Below are 19,593 nucleotides of genomic sequence, written 5' to 3'. Positions count from 1 at the left end.
TATGCAATAACGTAAATATAGGAAAACGTTAGTGGTAAATGATGTTTTAAGAATTGGGGGTGAAAACATTGCTCCTGGCGAAACAAAAAAGATTGAATTAGAAATGCCGCCGTTGTACACGGCCACCAATATGAGCATTCCGGTTTACGTTAAACGAGGAAAGCGACCAGGTCCCATTATGTTCGTCAGCGCAGCCATTCACGGTGACGAATTAAATGGCATCGAAATAGTAGGCAGACTTATCCGCTCAAAAGCGATTGAACGCCTAAGAGGAACCCTTATCGCGGTGCCTATGGTTAATGTGTATGGCGTACTAAACCAGTCTCGTTATTTACCCGATAGACGCGATTTGAACCGCAGTTTTCCAGGGAGTAAAAAAGGTTCGCTTGCCGGTAGGTTAGCCAACTTGTTTTTCAAAGAAGTGGTAAGTAAGTGCGATGTCGGCATTGACCTTCACACCGGCGCTATACACCGTAGTAACTTGCCTCAGATTCGCGCTGACTTAGACGACCCAGAAGTACTGGAAATGGCAAAAGCGTTTGGCGTACCTGTACTTCTTAACGCAGAGTTACGCGATGGCTCTTTGCGCGAATCGGCCAGTGAAAGTGGCGTTAAAATTCTGCTTTACGAAGCAGGCCAAGCGTTACGTTATGACGAGTTTTCTATTCGTGCCGGCGTAAGAGGCATTATTAATACCATGCGTCATTTGGGCATGCTGAATAAAAGCCGCAGTAAGGGCCACAGTATCGAGCGTTTTATAGCGCGCCAAAGTGGATGGGTTCGCGCGCCAGAAAGTGGCTTTGTGACGCATCTAGCACAGCTAGGTGACCATGTTGAGAAAGGTGACAAACTGGCCATTATTGCTGATCCGTTTGGCAATTATTTAGACAGCCTTGAAAGCCCTGCAGAAGGTGTTGTAATTGGTAAACAAAATATTCCGCTTACCCAAGAAGGTGAAGCGGTTTACCACATTGCATACTTTTCAGAGCCTGATACTGTTGCAGAACACGTAGAATTATTACAAGACAATTTATTGCCACCAGAACAGGGGCCTGTTTTATAAAATTGGTAGAAAAACTGATGAACAATAAAAAAATTGTTGGTGCGGTAGAGCTTTGCGATTTACCAAAACTCGCCATCTCTGATTTGAACGTACGCGTTGATACAGGGGCGGCAACGTCTTCACTTCACGTTGATAACATTGAAGAGTTTGATCAAGACGGTGAATTATGGATTAAATTTGATATTCATCCGGACATTCACAACGTTGAACGCGTGGTTCGCAGAGAAGCACGTGTAGAAGGACAAAAACGCGTAAAAAGCTCAACGGCTACACTTGAGAAGCGCTATGTTATAATTACGCCTATAATAATGGACGGGTACCAGTGGGATATTCAGTTAACCCTAACGGACCGCTCTGAAATGACCTATTTGATGCTGCTCGGAAGAGAAGCGATGAGTGGTCAATTTATTGTAGACCCCGAACACGACTTTTTGCTGACGGGGAAAGACTAGCAATACAAGTTTGCCAATGGTTAAACAACGTTAATACCTGCGGCAGCTTGCAGTAAGGCATGCGTTTAGTGCATGAAATACAAAATATGGACGTTACGAAAAAAGCCCTAAGTGTTGCCGCTTTACTGTTGAGTGTATTTACACTATTGAGTGCTCATGCTCAGCAGCAAAACATAAATGAGGTAAGTACTGACTTACCTCACACCGTTCTCCGCTTGCCAAATATTCATCCTGGACGAGACGCCGTATACGCCTACGCTAAACGTCTTCTCACAGAATCACTGCGCGTTACTGAACCTCAATACGGTTCTTTTGAACTGATTGTCAGCGACCAAGAAACGGCGCAAGAACGTCAACTACGCAGCCTTGAACACAACATGCTAGACGTGACGTGGAGCGTTACCTCGACAGAGCGTGAACGTCAGTTCCTGCCCATTCGCATTCCCATTATGGCGGGTCTTTTTGGTAAGCGTGCACTGCTGGTCAGAGAAGGCGATACGCGACTTAAAGAAGTAAAGTCATTAAACGCGTTACGAGCATACCGCGCGGTTTTGGGCTACGACTGGCCCGATACGAAGATATTTCGCGCAAACGATATCCCAGTGTTGGAAACGACCTACCGAGCGTCATTTCGCATTGTTTCGGAAGGCTTCGCCGATATGTTTCCAAGAAGCGTAATGGAAATCAAAGAGGAACTCTCAGACAAAACCCTTTCTCGCGGCCTAACTATTGATGAACACCTTATAATATCGTATCCAAGCCCCATCTTTTTCTTTGTAGGAAGCGACAATCAGGCATTAGCCGGGCGGATAGCTGAAGGTCTGTTAAGGCTCTTCGAAACGGGTAAGTTTCAGGAGCTACTGTTGGCTCATGATAACTTTAGAGAAGGTATGGCACTTACCGAAGGGCGAACGGTTATTGAAATTGACAACCCTTTGCTAAGTGAACAAAGCCGCTTGGCATTAGAAAAGTTCTTACCGGAATTTGCTACCTCAGAAGCCGTGCTTAAGTTCGACGTTACTGAACCGGCGGCTCCAACTCAAGTTGTGAAGCAATAAGTACCGCTTGTGTGCGGTTGTTTATGCCCAACTTTTTAAAGATAGCAGTAACATGCGCTTTAACCGTGGCCTCTGCGATATCTAAATTAAAGCCAATTTGCTTGTTCAGCAAGCCGTCTCGCATGTAACAAAGCACCTTGTATTGCGAAGGCGTTAGCGAGGCAACTTTGTCCGCTAATTCAGAGAACTCTTCATTCACCTCATCAACGTCTTCACTTAAGTTATCAGGTAGCCATACATCGCCATCCAGAATTGCTTCTACGGCGTTTGCAATATCTTGCGCACTGGCAGTTTTTGGGATGAATCCTAGCGCGCCCACGCTAATAATCTTTGAAATAAGTGTGGTGTCTTCTGTGCCAGAGACTACGGCAACAGGAAGTTCGGGAAAGAGTTTTCGAATATGCAGTAAGCCAAACAAATCATTGCTACCCGGCATGTGCAAATCAAGCAACAATAAGTCGATATCCTCGTTGTTGAGAATATCGACTGTAGTGTTAAGGTCTCCCGCCTCTTTGAGTGTTAAGGCTGGAAGTGACAACGACAACGCGCCTCTTAGTGCATCGCGATACAGCGGATGATCATCAGCGATTAGAAGGGTTATCATTGTCTATATCCTTAGTTTCTACTTATTTAGACGTTCCTCTATCAGTGTATCAACAACCGATGGATCCGCCAACGTAGATGTGTCACCTAATTGCTCATGCTCATTGGCGGCAATCTTACGCAAAATACGGCGCATAATTTTACCAGAGCGGGTTTTAGGTAATCCACGAGACCATTGGATCATATCAGGTGTAGCAATCGGGCTTAGCTCTTGACGCACCCACGCCTTAAGCTCTTTAGTAAGGGCTTCATCTGCTTCAACCCCTTCATTTGGCGTTACGTAAACGTAGATACCCTGCCCTTTGATATCATGTGGGAAGCCAACAACAGCAGCCTCAGCCACTTTAGGATGGGCAACAAGTGCACTTTCGATTTCAGCGGTGCCCAAACGGTGTCCAGAAACGTTTAGCACGTCATCTACACGACCAGTGATCCAGTAAAAGCCATCTTCATCGCAACGAGCACCATCACCGGTGAAGTACACACCTTTGTATGCGCTAAAGTAGGTGTTGATAAAGCGCTGATGATCGCCATAAACCGTTCGAGCTTGGCTCGGCCAGCTGTCTTTAATAACAAGATTACCTTCTGCTGCCCCTTCAAGCTCATTACCGTCAGCATCAAATAGCGCTGGCTGAATCCCGAAGAATGGGCGAGTCGCTGAGCCAGGCTTTAACTCCGTAGCGCCAGGCAAAGGCAGGATCATGTGTCCACCTGTTTCTGTCTGCCACCATGTATCGATAATAGGACAACGGCTCATACCAATTACGCGGTGGTACCATTCCCATGCTTCAGGATTAATAGGCTCACCTACTGTCCCCAAAAGGCGAAGCGATGAGACATCACACCCTTCAGCTGGAATATCTCCGTGCGCCATTAATGCGCGGATAGCAGTTGGTGCAGTATATAAACTATTTACTTTGTATTTTTCTACTACTTGAGCAATACGTTTAACGTCTGGATAAGTTGGTACGCCTTCAAAGAACACTTGTGATGCGGCGTTCACCATTGGGCCATAAACCATGTAGCTGTGGCCTGTGATCCAGCCTACATCAGCGGTACACCAATAAACATCGTCTTCTTTGTAATCAAAAGCATATTTAAAGGTCATCGCAGAATATAAGAGATACCCGCCCGTGGTGTGTACTACACCTTTTGGCGTTCCAGTAGAGCCTGATGTATAAAGGATAAACAGTGGGTCTTCCGCGTTCATTACCTCTGGTTCACACTGCGCTGACACGCCATCAACAGCGTCATGCCACCACACATCGTGCTTAGCATTCCAGTCTACGTCTCCTCCTGTTAGCTTATGAACTAAAACATGAGTAATAGACGGACACGCATCACCAGCCAGTGCTTTATCCACATTCGCTTTCAGTGGAATACTTCTTCCAGCACGACGGCCTTCATCAGCAGTAATCACGACTTTGGCGTTGCTGTCGTTGATACGATCGGCAATAGCGTTAGGTGAAAATCCACCGAAAATCACCGAGTGCACTGCACCAATTCGGGCACACGCTAGCATGGCGTAGGCAGCCTCAGGTACCATCGGCATGTAAATCGCAACACGATCACCTTTTGCTACGCCCATTTCTTTAAGTGCATTCGCTAATTTACAAACTTCATAGTGCACTTGTTGATACGTGATATCTTGGCTATCTTCTGGTGAGTCACCTTCCCAGTGAAAGGCAACTTTTGTAGCATTATCAGCTAGATGGCGGTCAATACAGTTATAGCTGGCATTTAACTCACCATCTTCAAACCACTTAATAGACACATCGTTTTCACCAAACATTGTGTTTTTAATTTTGGTGGGCTTTTGATACCACTCAAGCATGGATGCGTGCTCAGCCCAGAACGCTTCAGGTTGCTCTACAGATTGCTTATACATCTCATCATATTGAGATGCGGTTAGATGTGTAGACTGAAGAATGTTCTCAGGCACAGGATAAGTTTTGCTGGCGGTCATAAAGATTGCCTCCAATATCAATGATGTAAAATTCTTGTTGTATGGTGAAACACTCTAGCCATTCACCCACAAAGCAAAATGAGACTTTGGTCTTAGCAGCATACAACTAAGGTTCTACTAGAAAAGTATTACGACTATAGTCTTATGCGACCATCGGCTTATTTAATTTTTAGATAATAAGTACACAATCAGCAATGTTAACGTTGAATTTACATTTATTTAACCACTTTTTTGGAACAGACACGATGAAAGCTAAAATAAAAAATACGGCTACAGCAGTAGCGCTGTGCCTGGCAGCATCTACCGGTGCAGCACAAGCAGCAACAATCGGCGACACAAGTGTGAAATTCACAGGCTACGTTAAAGTCGACGCTATGGTTAGTGACTACTCAGATGGCACCATTGCATCAGGTAGCGTAGGTCGCGATTTCTATATTCCTTCACTAACACCTGTTGGTGGCGTTGACGAAGATCCACAATTTGACGCGCATATCAGAACCTCACGATTCCGCTTTGCAACGTCAACGCCTACGGCTGAAGGCGACACAATTAACGGTGTATTCGAACTCGACTTCCTTGTAACTAGCGGCGGTGATGAGCGAATCAGTAACTCCTACACTCCGCGAGTACGCCACGCGTACTTAACTTACAAGAATTGGTTGGTGGGCCAAACATGGACGACCTTTATGGACGTAGGTTCATTACCAGAATCACTTGATTTTATTGGTACCACTGACGGCATCACCTTTGCCCGTCAAGTTATGGTGAGATATACCAACGGCGGCCTACAGCTTGCGCTTGAAAACCCAGAATCAACCATTACGCCATTTGGCGGTGGTAGCCGAATTACGAGTGACGACAGCAGCGTTCCAGACTTTGTAGCTGCCTATACGTCAAAGTATGACTGGGGTTATGTAAAAGTAGCGGGCTTATTAAGACAGTTGTCTTACGATAATGCCGCTGGCATTGATGCGGACGAAACCAGCTTTGGTGTATCGGTAACCGGTAAATACAATTTGTCTAATGGCGACGATATTCGCTTCACGTTCAACACGGGTAAAGGTTTAGGCAGATACTCTGCGCTAAACGCAGTTAATGGTGCAGTACTTACCGAAAGCGGCGACCTTGAAGCCATAGACTCAACAGGTTACGGCATTGCGTATCGTCACAAGTGGAGCGAAAAAGCGCGCAGTAGCATCATGTTCTCGGCGTTTGAAGCAGACAATGACGTATCATTAACAGGCTTAGCCACCACTGAAAGCACTTATAGTACACGTGTAAACTACTTGTACTCGCCAACTAAAGCGCTAACCGTTGGTGCTGAATACGCTTTCGCAAAGCGTGAGATTGAAGCCGGCCTTGAAGGCGACATGAACCGCTTCCAAGTTTCAGCAAAATACGCATTCTAAGAAATCCGCTAAGTTAAAAAAGAAAAACGGCACTGAGCTCATCAGCGCCGTTTTTTTGTGCATACAGAAAATAGAATGGCGCGCTACGTTAGCTACATAGTGGTGAAGATAATACCCAAAGGCATAATAAAGAATAAGCCACCGATATAAGCTGCGCCGTACATTTTCCGCTCTGCCGCTATCACTGATAATTGATAAGACAAATTGAGCGGAATATTGCGCAATAAAGGTAGCCCGTAAATAAGCGTAACGCCCAGAACGTTATAAATCAGGTGCACTAGCGCTATTTGTAGTGCAAATCCACTATTAACCCCCACTACACCCAACGCTGCGATAAGCGCAGTGATACATGTGCCTATATTCGCGCCCAATGTGAACGGATAGATATCCTTAGCTTTTAAAATTCCACTACCAACCAAAGGTACCATAAGCGATGTAGTAGTTGACGAGGATTGCACTAGCACGGTCATCACAGCACCCGACGTTATTCCAGAGAGCGGACCTTTTCCTATGCTGGTATGCAATAACGCCTTTGTCTTGCCCACCATAAGTGATTTCATAATTTTACCCATGTAGGTAATTGAAAACATAATAAGGCCAATGCCAAGAATTATTTTCGCTACGCCCGGATAAATAGAAGGTAAAAAGGAGAATGCTTGTGTAACTAAGTCTGTTACCGGTTGCGTCATCGCTTTAATAGGATTAACACCAGACACACCGATGGCTTCACCAGTATGGAGTAGTGCCACCAATTGGGCACTTAAAAACTCCAAAATACCAAACGCCATTTCAAGAGGTAAGAAAATTAGTACCGACAGTACATTGAAGAAGTCATGAATAGTGGCCGCATTGAAGGCTCGTTGAAACTCATCTTTTTTTGCAACATGACCAAGGCTCACCAAGGTGTTGGTAATACTGGTCCCAATGTTGGCACCCATCATCATGGGTATAGCGATAGTTATGGGTAAACCACCCGCTACCATTCCGACAATAATAGAGGTAACCGTACTTGAAGACTGAATAAGTGCGGTACACACCATACCAATAATCAATCCCATGACAGGATTAGAAGCAAAACTAAAAAGAGATTTCGCGTGATCGCCAGTAGCAAATTTGAATCCGCTGCCAATCATGCTGACAGCTAATAACATCACATAGACTAACAAGGCTAAAAGAAACCACTTACGCCAGTTATGTGCTTTTTCTAGCACGCTGTTCTGGGCTAGTTGAGGGTCAATCATTGACATAATACGCACAACTTCATACTTGAAAAACTCATAATATGACGTGCGTATTACACAAAAATGACGGGGAGTGAAGTACTACCCCGCCATTCTTAGGAAGAAAATAAATTCGCTTAGAAGCCTAAAGGATACTGCCTTAGTACACTGTGAATGTCGTCCAATGTTTCCTTCGAAAGTGAAATATCAAACGCGTCTATATTTTCTTTAAGTTGAGGCACAGTGGTAGCACCAATAATTGTTGAGGTAACACCAGGCACTTGCTTACACCACGCCAACGCGAGCTGCGAAGGTGTTATTCCTGCGTTTTCTGCAATCTTCATATATTCTGCTGTAGCTGCCTGCGCTGGCGCTTTATCTCTAAATAACCCCATACGCTGAGCTAGTGTCCAACGACTACCTTCCGGTCTGGCTCCATCCTGATACTTACCACTTAACATACCCGTTGCTAACGGCGACCACGGAAGGTAAGCAATGTTCTCTAGTTCACACATTTCAATTAAATAAGGCCAGTCTTTCGCATGAAGTAAACTGAACTCATTTTGGATAGAAACTGGAAGCGGCATATCCAGCTCTTTGCAAAGTGTAAGAAAGGCGTGAATGCCCCAAGGCGTGTCATCTGACAGCCCCCAGTGTCTAATTTTCCCTTCATCCAGCGCGCGCTTAATGCCTAAAAGGATATCACGCATACCATCCAGTTCTTTTTCTCGATTGGTTTTGGTTGGATCAGCACCATCCGGCCAATGCTTACCGAAATGAGGTGTAACTCTATTCGGCCAATGAAGCTGGTAAACGTCGATATAATCGGTTTTTAAGCGCTCTAATGAATAGGTGAGTGCGTTTGCGATAGCGTCAGCTGTAATGGGCCCTGCGTTGCGAATGTACTTCAAACCGCTGCCAGCAATTTTAGTCATTAAAACAATGTCAGAGCGCTTTGATTCGTTCCGCGAAATCCAATTACCGATAATGCGCTCTGTATCGCCATAGGTATCTACATTTGGGGGAACAGGATACATTTCGGCCGTATCGACAAAGTTCACGCCTTTATCCAGGGCAAACGCCATTTGCTCGTCTGCATCTTGCTGGGTGTTTTGAATGCCCCATGTCATTGTGCCCAAACACACATCCGACACCTGTAAGTCGCTATTTCCTAAGCGGTTAAACTTCATTTTTGCTTCTACCTTGCTTGGCTTATACCTTATTGATGCAATAATGAGTCGACCGCTTAAGAAATAAAAGTGCCCTCTGTGGTTATGAGGCTTTCTTAGTGGCCAACTCGGCTTCTACACTTGCTAGCCGCGCCTCAATATCTCTTTTGGACTCGACCATTTCATTCGCCAATTCTGCGAGTGATTTTAACTCTGCAAACCCTAACTTTCTCGTATCAATCATTTGATACTGACGCTTACAGCGATAAAAGAAAGTAAGAAAGTTAACAAAAGCTCGGTGAAATGTCGCAAAACTCTTGATCAATACCAGAATTAACACGATAGACGTGAGCGCAGCAATACTTAGACTGTAAATACGCACTTGGCCTTCTTGTTGTTCAATCATAGGTTTCAAGGCGGTATCGACACCCTTTAGCTGTGTCTCCACATTATGTGCGCTTTGTCTGAACTCTCCGCGAAGGCCTTCATTGTGAGTTACACCAAACGTTGTGAACGCATCAATTAATTGCAAGAGCGCTTCTCTATATTGTATCAATGACTCATCAAGCGCCGAACTATTGCGGTAATCAGCAACTAAACGCTCAGTCATTTCGTTCATCAACTTCGCATAATACCCTTCTTGGGTTATTTGATAATTTCGCGTGGCGAGTTGAATATTGGTTAACAACTCTCTTGATAATGGGTCTTGAGAAAGTGCCCCTTCGTTGAGTACCTTTTCTAGCTCGGAAATACGCCCTCTCAGCCCGTCATTTTGCGTGAGCCCAATTCGCTCTTGAAGCGAGACAACCTGTTGGAATACCCCGCTGTAGGCCTCCATTGAGGCAGACAGGCTTTCGACATCGGCCACAGGAAGACGGTATTCATTGAACATGGGGACAAGGGTAGTAAGTCGCCCTTTGAACAAATACGACTGCTGAAGAAACTTGTCAAAGTAATCGGTGTCGTGGCGAAGTAAAAAATCCTTTTCGTGTCGTCTCATCTGAAGCAAATCTTGCCCCATTCTCAGTAGCGCATCTCGCTGCTGATTTAAGCCAATTAAACGCTGAGTGAAATAATGCTGACTTATCACCAGCATAGCCATTCCAATCACACAGATAAGGGTCATTAAAACCAATCGAGACTTAATTGAATCAAACTTCATGACAAACTCCTCTTGGGAGAAAACAGAGCGAACAAGATATAAACAAAAACTAATAAACGTTTAAATTTCGCCAACATACGTCATTACTATAGGTGCTTAACGTGACATTTTTTATTAAACCTTTGTAGCAATTTTGCACATTATTACATCAAAAAAAGTCACACATTTAGGGTGAAACCCCTATGTTCGAACAAAATTCAAACGGCCACTATTAGTGCGTACTTTGCTGCGATGACGTTAATCCAAAAACGCCGCGTTTTAATTAAGTACATGGCACGAATGCCATGCGCTTCAGCAACATAAACGCGTTCGGTAATGCTAACGACACAACAAGTCAAACGATTGTCTTAAGCATCTATGAAAAAGCGCAGCCTCAAGAATTTGGAGAAGAATATGAAGAAGTTCGCCCTATCTACGTTAGCTGCAGCTATGCTAGCAAGCCCGTCAGCCCACACACTTGCCGATGCCTACATTGGCTCACAAATGGCTGAGAAACTTGTGTCGCTCTCCCCTGCTGAATCGCTGATGGCTGTTGTTACGTACGATCAAATGTCACCACTTGCCGAGTCGCAAATTGCGCAACTATTAAACTTGGGTATTACAGAAGGCGTCCAATTTAAGAACTTACCTATTATTGGAGTAGTGGCGACTAAGTCACAAATTGAGGCCATTGCCCAATTCGACGGCGTACGTTCAGTGTTCGCTAACCGTGAAATGAGCCTTTTCAACGCAGACGCACGGGAAATAACAGGTGTAGCTGATTTACAGGGCGAAGCATTTGCATCGCGCAACAATGTTGAATTTACTGGTAAAGGGTCAACGGTTTTAGTCATTGACTCTGGTATTGATGCGTCACACCAGGACCATTTCTTCGGTGACACTGTGGTTGATAACGTGCAGGCAATTCTAAATCCTGGTGCGCTGTCGATTGTTGGTATAACCGGCCCTACATTATCAAACCAGGTTAATACAGACTTAAACTCAGGCCACGGTACTCACGTAACGGGCACTATTGCTGGTACTGGCGCTATGTCTGGCGGCAAGCACCGCGGCGCAGCACCCGATGCAGATATTATTGGTTATGGCTCGGGTGCAGCGGTACTGCTACTTGATACCATCGGCGGTTTTGATTACGCAATTAGCAAGCAATACACCTTCGATAACCCTATCAAGGTCATCAGCAACTCATGGGGCTCTAGCGGTAAATATGAACCACTTGGCCCTGTATCATTAGCAAGCTATAAAGCGCACACAATGGGAATGCTAAGTGTTTTCGCTGCGGGTAATAGCGGCCCTGGCGAAGACTCGCATAATCCATACGCGCAAATTCCTTGGGGTATTTCTGTGGGTGCGGGCGATAAGTTTGGCAAACTTGCGGATTTTTCATCTCGTGGGCTTAAAGGCGAGTCTGGTGACTTTACTATGCCTGACGGCACGGATTGGACATATACAAATGACGTAACCGTTGTGGCTCCTGGTGTCGATATTATCTCTACTCGCGCTGTATTAAATGCCGCAGCTAATGGCGGTGATGGAGATCTCGGTGCGATAGAGCCGCAAAACATTCCTTTCTATACCATGATCTCTGGCACATCTATGGCGACACCGCATGTTTCAGGCATTATCGCATTGATGCTGGAAGCGAACCCGAATCTTGATAACGCGACCATTAAGCGCTTGCTGCAAGAGACAGCCACTAACATGCCTGGTTATGAGCGCTGGGAAGTGGGTGCGGGTTATGTCAACGCACGTTCTGCGGTTGCTGCTGCCCTACTTGAAGACATGGATCATAAAGCTACGGTTAATAATCTAGATGGCAAAAGCTTCAAAGCAAATGCGCTAGTCACCACCAGCGACCGTGTAGAAAATTTCGATGTTTTTTACTCACCAGTAGGCACACCTGAAGTCATTGAGTTTGAAGTAGGCACGGAAGAAGTACTTGTAAAGGCCTCTGCCGACAGTTTCGCAAATCTGACCAAGCTTGTGCTAGTCGCGCCAGACGGCACTGAGTATCGCGGTAACTTAACTACGCCTGTACTTTCTACCACTATGCGTGTTGCTGCACCAGCCATGCCTGGTACGTGGGGCGTATATGTTTATGGTTTAACATCACTCTCTGGTGTAGAAGCTGACCCATTAGGTTTAACTAACGGCCCAGGTTTACCTGAAACATTTAACGTAACCGTGTCGTTCGAAAATAGCGGCGGCTTTGAAGGTATGGACGATGTAGAAGGTCACCCTCAACAAAACGCCATAGAGTTCGCGGTAAGTGAGCGCTTAATGGACGCCATCAATAGTCGAGGCTTCTCACCTGATGCGCGTCTTAAACGCAAGGACTTTGCGCGCTATGCGGTAATGGGTGGAGCCGTTAGACAGTACCGTGACCTCTTGAATGAAGAACGTCCAAACATAGGTTCAGTACCTGGTTTTGACAAAGCGTTCGTTGAATCAGTAATGGTTAAAGGTGGCGCACTTAAAGATAAGCTTCGTACACAGTCTCCTGTACTTCGCAGCGAAAATGGTAGTGCTGACCCGTTCGCGAGTGTTACTAAACTAGATATCGCTTACTCACTGGTACAGATGCTTGGCTTGGAAGAAGCAGCACTTAGTTTTGACCCTACCGCCGACATCGTTGTTGACTATAACGGTGAGCAAATTGTGCTAGAAGATCAAGACAGTATTCCGGATGATATGAAAGGCTACGTTCAGTTAGCACTTACTTTGTCGTTGATTAACGCGGAGTTTGGTGTAGAGCAAAGTCCATTCAGCATCACGCCTACTATCACTGCGAGCTTCGCGCCAGATACGGTTATAACCAGAGCGCATTACGCTGTATTAGCTTCGCGCTTCTTTGCTCAGTATTTCGAATAAAATCGCAAACCACTGAAAACGGTGCCATTATATTAATTGATAATGGCATCATTTTAGGTTAAATTTTAACCAATACTGAAAGAGGTCATCCTATGATGTTTACTGCGATGAAATTCAGACAACTCACCACCGTTGTTGCCACCACAGCTCTACTTTTGTTTTCCACTGCACAAGCACAGGTAGTCACGCCTGCAACTCTCACTGTCGACGACAATAAGATTCAGGCCAAACTGACGCTAAGCAGCTTAATTGAAGTAGATTTAACTGTAGAGTTCGAAAACAGTATTGGCCTTAATGCTAACAACATTGACATTACCGCTGAGCTGCTTGACCCCACAGACTTGACCATTACAGACCGCCTGCCCTCAGCACTAACAAGCGCTGTTTCGGGTTTTCCGGTTCTTGTATCAATCTCTCCGAAAGCTGACGCCGGTTTTGGATTTGAAGGTTTAGCGATGGTTGAGCTTTACACTAAAGCTATTCACTACACGCCAACCATTCCATGGCGCTTGTTTACGTCTCACGACGGTGGCGAGTTTGAAGACATAACAACGTTAACGTCATCAGGCAGTTTTCGTGCACGCGGCAGCACAGGACAATTTTCAGATTTTATTATCTTATTAGATAATCGCCCATCAGGTTCTGTTATCAATGACAAAGTTGCTTCTTTAAGCACGATCGTAAATGGCAATCGCAATAAAATTGCTGCGCTATTAGAGGCAGCCATAGACAGTGGAATAAACGATGTCCAGTCGGCATTGGCGGTAAACGATGACGATGCGGCATTGGCTGCTGTAGATAGCCTTATATCGCTTATTGATAATGCGTCTGGCAATGAAATTGCAGATGTATGGCGTTCAAGTGGTGACGTTGTGAACGTGAAAGGTTTACTACTTACTCAACTACAAACATTACGCTTTAGCTTAAGAACATTGTAAATCAAGCTGGAGACTGAAACGTTTAATTGCGTCGAAACCAGAGCAATTAAACCAGCGTTTGGCGTCACTGATAAGCAAGAAACTCTCTTATTTGTGTAATTTTATACAAACAGATGGGAGGAGATGGCACCAGTGACGCGACGAGGAATATGCCATGCCGTTACAAATAGCCTTTACAGAAAATAACGGAAGCGTAAGTGAGCACTTGCTTTTTGAAGGTCGAGAGTATCAGGTCGGCCGCTCTGAAAGCGCGGACATCGTTATACCCCACCCCCAAGTTTCTCGCTCTCATATTGTATTACGAGCAAACAAACAAGCTGACAACGATCACGTTTGGCAGCTAAATGACATGAGCTCTACAGGGTGCTTCAGTGCGGGAATTCAAATAAAGCACCTGACGCTAGACAAACCCCATGTATTACAGCTTGGTCCAGTACCCTGTGAATTTACTCCCCTTGCGCTCAATAATGTGGTCAAACTTGACAGCCAACGAGAGTGGAGAAAGCAACAACTAAAGCAGTACCAAACGCAGCTTCAACAGTGTAATAGCAGTACTGCTCTTATTAACCTTGCCAGAGAATGTTTAACCCAATCATTAGGGTGTGAACGGGCATCACTCATTTTGTTTGATAAGATAAATAACTATCAACTCGGGATAGGCTATGAAAGCTGGATGCAAGGTGAGGACTTTACCGGTAGCCGTACTATCATCAACCAGTGCATGCAAGCTAACGCTGTTCGTGCCATTGGCAATATTGTTTGCGACAAATCGTTAAACAAGCAGCATAGTATAATCAGTCACGGCATTCAGGCTGCCATCTGTGTACCTGTTTGTATTGATGAAAAGCCCGTCGGCGTATTGTACGCAGACTCGACGCTGGGACGCCGTTACTTTACCCAAACGGACATAGATTTTGCCACCTCTTTGGCGAATATGATTTCGATGCGTTTGTTATTCCACACAATTGAGCATAAACTTTCACTTATAAGCTAAAATAAAAATAACAATTTAGTGACGCAATTCGTCTATTCGATTGCGTCGCTGTAGTGGTTAGTGAAGTGTGGAGAAGGCTTTGAACAGGCCCGATGTATTCTCGTCGCAAAACAATTCTCTTAAAACTGAGGCGCTAGCTTTAGGGACTTCTATTGCGCCAAATTCCCGTCTAGCTAACCGGTTTCGAATTGTTGAACAACTTGGCTCAGGTGCTCAGGCCACCGTTTTCAGCGCCATCGATGAATTACTTGATGTGAAAGTTGCACTTAAGGTCATTGAGGGTGGCGCCAGCGACCCGGTTAAAATGCAAACCATCCGCAATGAAGTCAACATTGCTAGGCAACTACAGCATCCTAATATCATCCGTGTTCATGACGTTTTCTCTGATGGAGATACCGCCTTTTTTACAATGGCGTTTATTGAAGGCGAGCCTCTGTATACACGCATTCAACAACCTATCAGCAAAGCCGATTTCGACAAGTGGCAGCAACAGCTCGTTGAGGCACTGTTGGCCTGTAAATCGATAGGCATTAAACATGGCGATATAAAGCCAGACAACATCCTTCTTGATCACAATGAAGACATTAAACTGATCGACTTTGGAATTGGGCAGAGCGCTGCATCTGGCGCTCAAACGAGCGGACACCAACGCTATACCGCTCCTGAAGTCATCCAGACTGGGAAAGCGAGCGAACACTCTGACACCTACAGCTTAGGAAGAGTGTTAGAAGATATGCTGGGCTGTGTCCAAAAAGAAGGATTGGGCTTTTCTCATTACCTGTGGACGAAAAAACGCAGAGCTTGTATTGATCAATTAACACACCATTTGCCCGCGAAGAGACTCTCTTTGGAACAGGCACTTAACATCAGCTCATCAGGCGATAATGGCAGTGCTAATGTAACTTACAAAACCCTTGTCACCTTTTCCGCCATTGCCATATTGGTACTTGTGATTAGCGCCAGCATTTTTTCTTACTCTTGGTATCAAAAAACGCAACCCAGACTGCCCTCTGATACTCCTATTCAGCTACTCGTACTCAATGACCCTCAATATCCACTTTTAGATACGATAAACACGTTACTGCGCTATCCCCTGTCTACTCATCCTCACATTGTTTTAGATGATAAAGCGCAAACCCAAACATTGATGTCAAACTTAGCGTTATCCCCATTTAATAACGACAATGACAGAGTAGACTTAGCGGCTTCCACGTCGGTAAACAGCGTATTATTACTTGATGCTACGCCTACCAGTAGCGATAGTTACCTACTTCACGCCAGCGTACTTAGTATGCCCGCTAACAAACCTATTTTTACCGTGTCGCATAATGTAAATGCAAACACCCTGTCAGATGATTTAACTGTATTTGCTAACAAGCTCATTCAATCGTTATTTGACGCCATCGAAACGCAATCGCCCCAACCACTTCCTGACTTACGCTACCTTGATGCCTTGGATACCGCTTGGCAAAAAGGAGAAGCGTTAAATAGCGCAGACACCGTTGAGGCGATTATAGCAACCACACCGGACTATCCGGGTGGATGGGTGGCAAAGGCTCGAAACGATTTAAATACGGGCGACTATGACGGTGCCAGGCAAGCGGTAGAAACTTTATTCCAACTCTCTGACTTGGCAGTGTATTGGCGTTTACAGGGCGAGCTATTAAGAGCAGAGCTAAACGAAGATCTGTCTCTTGCTCAACAATCAATAGATGCGCTTGTTTCTCAGTTCCCTGACAGACCAGACTTACTGTCGATGCGTGCAGACATATATCAGTGGGCTGGCGAAGATGCCAAAGCAATGTCCGACTATAAAGCTGCTTTAGCCCTTCGCCCCAATAATGGACAACTTTGGTTTGAACTTGCTCGTCTGCAAATTATTAATGGGGACATTGAAACTGCCACCAGCGACTCATTAACTCGAGCACTCGTAGCGTTTCGTCAAGCAAAAGATCCCCGAGGCGAGAGTTTAGTACTTAACGCTTTTGGTATTGCTTACCTACGTACAGCTGACAATGTGGCTGCAGCGCAGTATTTTAAAGACGCACTGGCATTGCGTGATGCAAAAACGCAGCCCTCTCAGCGGGCTAAAACCTTAGCCAACCTCGCCATTGCCACATCTCTTACGGGCGACTATGCCACTGCAGAGGCGTCATTAGAAGAAGCGGTAAAACTACTCCACGATTTAGGTGACTTGACACAAGAAGCCCATGTAAACGATACACTAGGTTTTATGTTTGAAGAGCGAGGCCAGTTCGCAAGAGCGTTAGAGTACTACAAACGCGGTCTTGATATTCGTGTGCAAACCGATGACAAGGTGCTTCAGCCGCAAAGTATGAGCAATGTGGCCTATATGCATTTTCTAATTGGAGATATCTCTCTTGCTGAGATTTACTGGCAGCAGGCGAAAATGCTATTTGAAAGAAATGGGGACGAGTCTCACTTACTTCGAACCCATCAAAATCTTGCACAGTTGAGTTTGGTAAAAGGGGACAAGAATACCGCGACCAATTATTTAACCACTGTCGAGCAACGACTCGGTACACAGCACAATCAAGAAAAGCTTTATAACCACCTGCTATTCAGCTACTTAAACTTTGCAAACGGAAATTTGACTGAAGCCACGCAGCACGCCGCTGACGCAAGGCGCTTAGCTCAGGCTTCTGAAGATGTCAGAGCCCAAACCGAGGTATTACTATGGCAGGGAGAGATGTGTTTACTTACCGCAAACTGGTTATGCCTAGAAAACAGTCTTGAAACCGTGACGCCTACCATTAGCGAAGAGCGCCACGAGCAATTTGCCGTTTATCAATGGTTAACATTGGGATTGAAGCATCATAAAGGCACACTAAATAACGAACGAGACGAGATCTACACTACACTTGTCGATAACACCAACGTGCCGGTCATCACTGAAATTAAAATTCTGCTCGACATACAGCAGCGACTTTCTTTGAATGAAAATAGCAGCGCCATGGAGAAGCTTAGCTCGCTCATTAAACCAACCTACTACCAGCCTTACCTGCAGTGGCTATACGTAAAGGCGTCACTAGGTGATGAAGAGTCCATCGAAAAGTTAAAGCAAAAATTAGCGTTATATCCTAACTACTGGCGTAACCACCTTTACTATCGCGCCATTCCAGGTAAAGAAGACACGGTGGATGACTTAACATCCAAATGGCTATCTCAATTACCTGAGCAACAGGTTGGAGACTACAGGAACGCCTATTTTGACTGACTCGGCCACCGAGATAGAGAACATTAAAGCGTTACAGGCGACACTTCAGGCTCGATTAGATGCCGATCAAGAGGTTTTGCAACAGCTCGCAAAACGATTGTGGGCTCAACAAGAATCAGAAAAAGCGAAGCTTTCTCGTGAATTACATGATGGGATTGGTCAGCTGCTCACAGGGCTGACACGAAGACTGCAAGCATTATCAACCTCTTCGCCTGAGCTTGAAGCACTACACGGCATCGCTGAAATGGCGTTAAATGATGTCAGACAATTATCGCGGCTAATGAGCCCAACAATCCTTGATGACTTAGGTCTTAAACCAGCACTTAACTGGCTTTGTAGAAATTTGCTTAGTGGTGAAGATATTGAATATCACACCGAGATTACCATACCACCTGATCTGCCCAAAGATATAAGCACATTATTATTTAGAATTGCGCAAGAAACGCTGGTTAATGCTATAAAACACAGTGAGGCCACCAACCTTACTTTATCAATTTCTTACCATCATCACGTTATTCGTTTGGATATTCTTGATAATGGTGTAGGGTTTGATAGTAAAGCCATAGAGCCCGGCATTGGCCTTTCTAGTATTCGCGACAGAGCAGAAGCGTTCAATGCGACACTGGAAATAGACTCTGCAGTAGGGCAAGGCACCAGAACAACAGTAACGGTACCCGTATGACAATTCGTGTAGTGCTTGCCGATGACCATGTGCTTATGCGTCAAGGCGTGTCTCAAATGCTAAATGCCAACCCAGATATCAGCGTAGTGGGAGAATGCGACGATGGTGTCGCGCTAATCGCTGCTGTGTTAAAGCTCTCGCCAGATGTTATTTTAATGGACATTTCGATGCCACGTATGAGTGGTCTGGTCGCTATTGATAAAATTCTATCTCAGCGCAGTGACGCGAAAATTCTTGTGCTTTCTATGCACAACGAAGTGGAATACATTGAAGCCATGCGCGACGCAGGCGCTAAAGGCTACATATTAAAAGAATCTTCCGGTGAAAGCTTGGTTGAAGCCATCAAGAAAGTGGCCGCAAACAAAACCTGTTTTCCCGATGAACTAACCCAGTCATCTAGCGATCAATGTCAGAAGCACGTATCGCCGCTAAGTGTATTAACTAGAAGAGAGCGAGAAGTTTTTTTCTTAGTTGCTGCAGGCAACACCAGTAAGAAGATTGCTGAGCTATTAGATATGAGCCTTAAAACTGCAGAAAATCATCGCAGTAATATTTATAAGAAGCTTAATTTAAGCAGTTCGGCAGAACTTATCAGAATGGCTGGAAAAGCAGGTTTATTAGAATAGTTGGGATTTATTCTCAGCATAGAACTCTTTTCCATTCCCCCCACCATATTCCATATTCAGCGAATGCTGGTTGCAGTATTTAAAGCGCTAAACAAAAAAGAGGGGCCTTACTTCAGCCACCCCTCTCTAAAAAGTGTGCGAG

General features: G+C 45.1%; 15 protein-coding genes. 10 read left to right on the top strand and 5 right to left on the bottom strand.

Going from position 1 to position 19,593, the window contains the following annotated elements:
* The first annotated feature begins 31 nt into the window (after positions 1-31).
* The 3 genes from MHN00_RS19225 (at position 32) to MHN00_RS19215 (ending at position 2,573) form a co-directional block, all read left to right on the top strand.
* Positions 32-1,063 carry a succinylglutamate desuccinylase/aspartoacylase family protein gene (locus MHN00_RS19225; RefSeq protein WP_014950821.1) on the top strand — a complete coding sequence of 344 codons (1,032 nt, stop codon included), beginning with the start codon at positions 32-34 and terminating at the stop codon, positions 1,061-1,063.
* A gap of 17 nt (positions 1,064-1,080) precedes the next feature.
* Positions 1,081-1,515: a RimK/LysX family protein gene (locus MHN00_RS19220; RefSeq protein WP_014950822.1), complete on the top strand. Its 435-nt coding sequence runs from the start codon at positions 1,081-1,083 to the stop codon at positions 1,513-1,515.
* Positions 1,516-1,583: 68 nt separating this feature from the next.
* Positions 1,584-2,573, top strand: coding sequence for an amino acid ABC transporter substrate-binding protein (locus MHN00_RS19215; RefSeq protein ID WP_239302088.1), 990 nt, complete (start codon positions 1,584-1,586; stop codon positions 2,571-2,573).
* On the opposite strand, the gene MHN00_RS19210 is transcribed toward MHN00_RS19215, so the two are convergent.
* Positions 2,533-3,177: a response regulator transcription factor gene (locus MHN00_RS19210; protein WP_014950824.1), complete on the bottom strand. Its 645-nt coding sequence runs from the start codon at positions 3,175-3,177 to the stop codon at positions 2,533-2,535. The genes MHN00_RS19215 and MHN00_RS19210 overlap by 41 nt on opposite strands.
* 18 nt (positions 3,178-3,195) lie before the next feature.
* Positions 3,196-5,142 carry an acetate--CoA ligase gene (acs, locus tag MHN00_RS19205; protein WP_239302086.1) on the bottom strand — a complete coding sequence of 649 codons (1,947 nt, stop codon included), beginning with the start codon at positions 5,140-5,142 and terminating at the stop codon, positions 3,196-3,198.
* 245 nt (positions 5,143-5,387) lie between these two features.
* Here acs and MHN00_RS19200 point away from each other — a divergent pair, with 245 nt between their 5' ends.
* Positions 5,388-6,551, top strand: coding sequence for a DcaP family trimeric outer membrane transporter (locus MHN00_RS19200; RefSeq protein WP_239302084.1), 1,164 nt, complete (start codon positions 5,388-5,390; stop codon positions 6,549-6,551).
* Positions 6,552-6,643: 92 nt separating this feature from the next.
* On the opposite strand, the gene MHN00_RS19195 is transcribed toward MHN00_RS19200, so the two are convergent.
* From MHN00_RS19195 to MHN00_RS19185, 3 genes are all read right to left on the bottom strand, one after another.
* The gene (locus tag MHN00_RS19195) at positions 6,644-7,798 is read right to left on the bottom strand and encodes a Na/Pi symporter (protein WP_239302083.1); all 1,155 of its coding nucleotides are present in this window, start codon (positions 7,796-7,798) and stop codon (positions 6,644-6,646) included.
* A gap of 110 nt (positions 7,799-7,908) precedes the next feature.
* On the bottom strand, positions 7,909-8,961 hold the full coding sequence (locus MHN00_RS19190; protein ID WP_014950828.1) for an aldo/keto reductase: 1,053 nt from the start codon (positions 8,959-8,961) through the stop codon (positions 7,909-7,911).
* Between the two features lie 82 nt (positions 8,962-9,043).
* Positions 9,044-10,102, bottom strand: a complete 1,059-nt coding sequence (locus MHN00_RS19185; RefSeq protein WP_039228583.1) for a hypothetical protein — start codon at positions 10,100-10,102, stop codon at positions 9,044-9,046.
* Between the two features lie 393 nt (positions 10,103-10,495).
* Here MHN00_RS19185 and MHN00_RS19180 point away from each other — a divergent pair, with 393 nt between their 5' ends.
* The 6 genes from MHN00_RS19180 (at position 10,496) to MHN00_RS19155 (ending at position 19,451) form a co-directional block, all read left to right on the top strand.
* Positions 10,496-12,973, top strand: a complete 2,478-nt coding sequence (locus MHN00_RS19180; protein ID WP_239302082.1) for a S8 family serine peptidase — start codon at positions 10,496-10,498, stop codon at positions 12,971-12,973.
* Between the two features lie 92 nt (positions 12,974-13,065).
* A complete protein-coding gene (locus MHN00_RS19175; RefSeq protein ID WP_014977490.1) occupies positions 13,066-13,911 on the top strand; it encodes a DUF6689 family protein in 846 nt (281 codons plus the stop codon).
* A gap of 154 nt (positions 13,912-14,065) precedes the next feature.
* On the top strand, positions 14,066-14,905 hold the full coding sequence (locus tag MHN00_RS19170; RefSeq protein WP_014950832.1) for a GAF domain-containing protein: 840 nt from the start codon (positions 14,066-14,068) through the stop codon (positions 14,903-14,905).
* Between the two features lie 79 nt (positions 14,906-14,984).
* Positions 14,985-18,143, top strand: coding sequence for a protein kinase (locus MHN00_RS19165; protein ID WP_239302081.1), 3,159 nt, complete (start codon positions 14,985-14,987; stop codon positions 18,141-18,143).
* Entirely contained in the window at positions 18,136-18,825 is a 690-nt protein-coding gene (locus tag MHN00_RS19160; RefSeq protein WP_239302080.1) for a sensor histidine kinase, read from the top strand. The genes MHN00_RS19165 and MHN00_RS19160 overlap by 8 nt, the downstream gene beginning before the upstream one ends.
* Positions 18,822-19,451: a response regulator transcription factor gene (locus MHN00_RS19155; protein WP_014977493.1), complete on the top strand. Its 630-nt coding sequence runs from the start codon at positions 18,822-18,824 to the stop codon at positions 19,449-19,451. Before MHN00_RS19160 ends, MHN00_RS19155 begins: the two co-directional genes overlap by 4 nt.
* The last annotated feature ends 142 nt before the right edge of the window (positions 19,452-19,593 follow it).

Origin of the sequence: Alteromonas sp. Cnat2-8, from assembly GCF_022348355.1 — a bacterium.
Taxonomy (GTDB): Bacteria; Pseudomonadota; Gammaproteobacteria; order Enterobacterales; family Alteromonadaceae; genus Alteromonas; species Alteromonas macleodii.
This window is presented reverse-complemented; position numbering and strand designations above follow the sequence as displayed.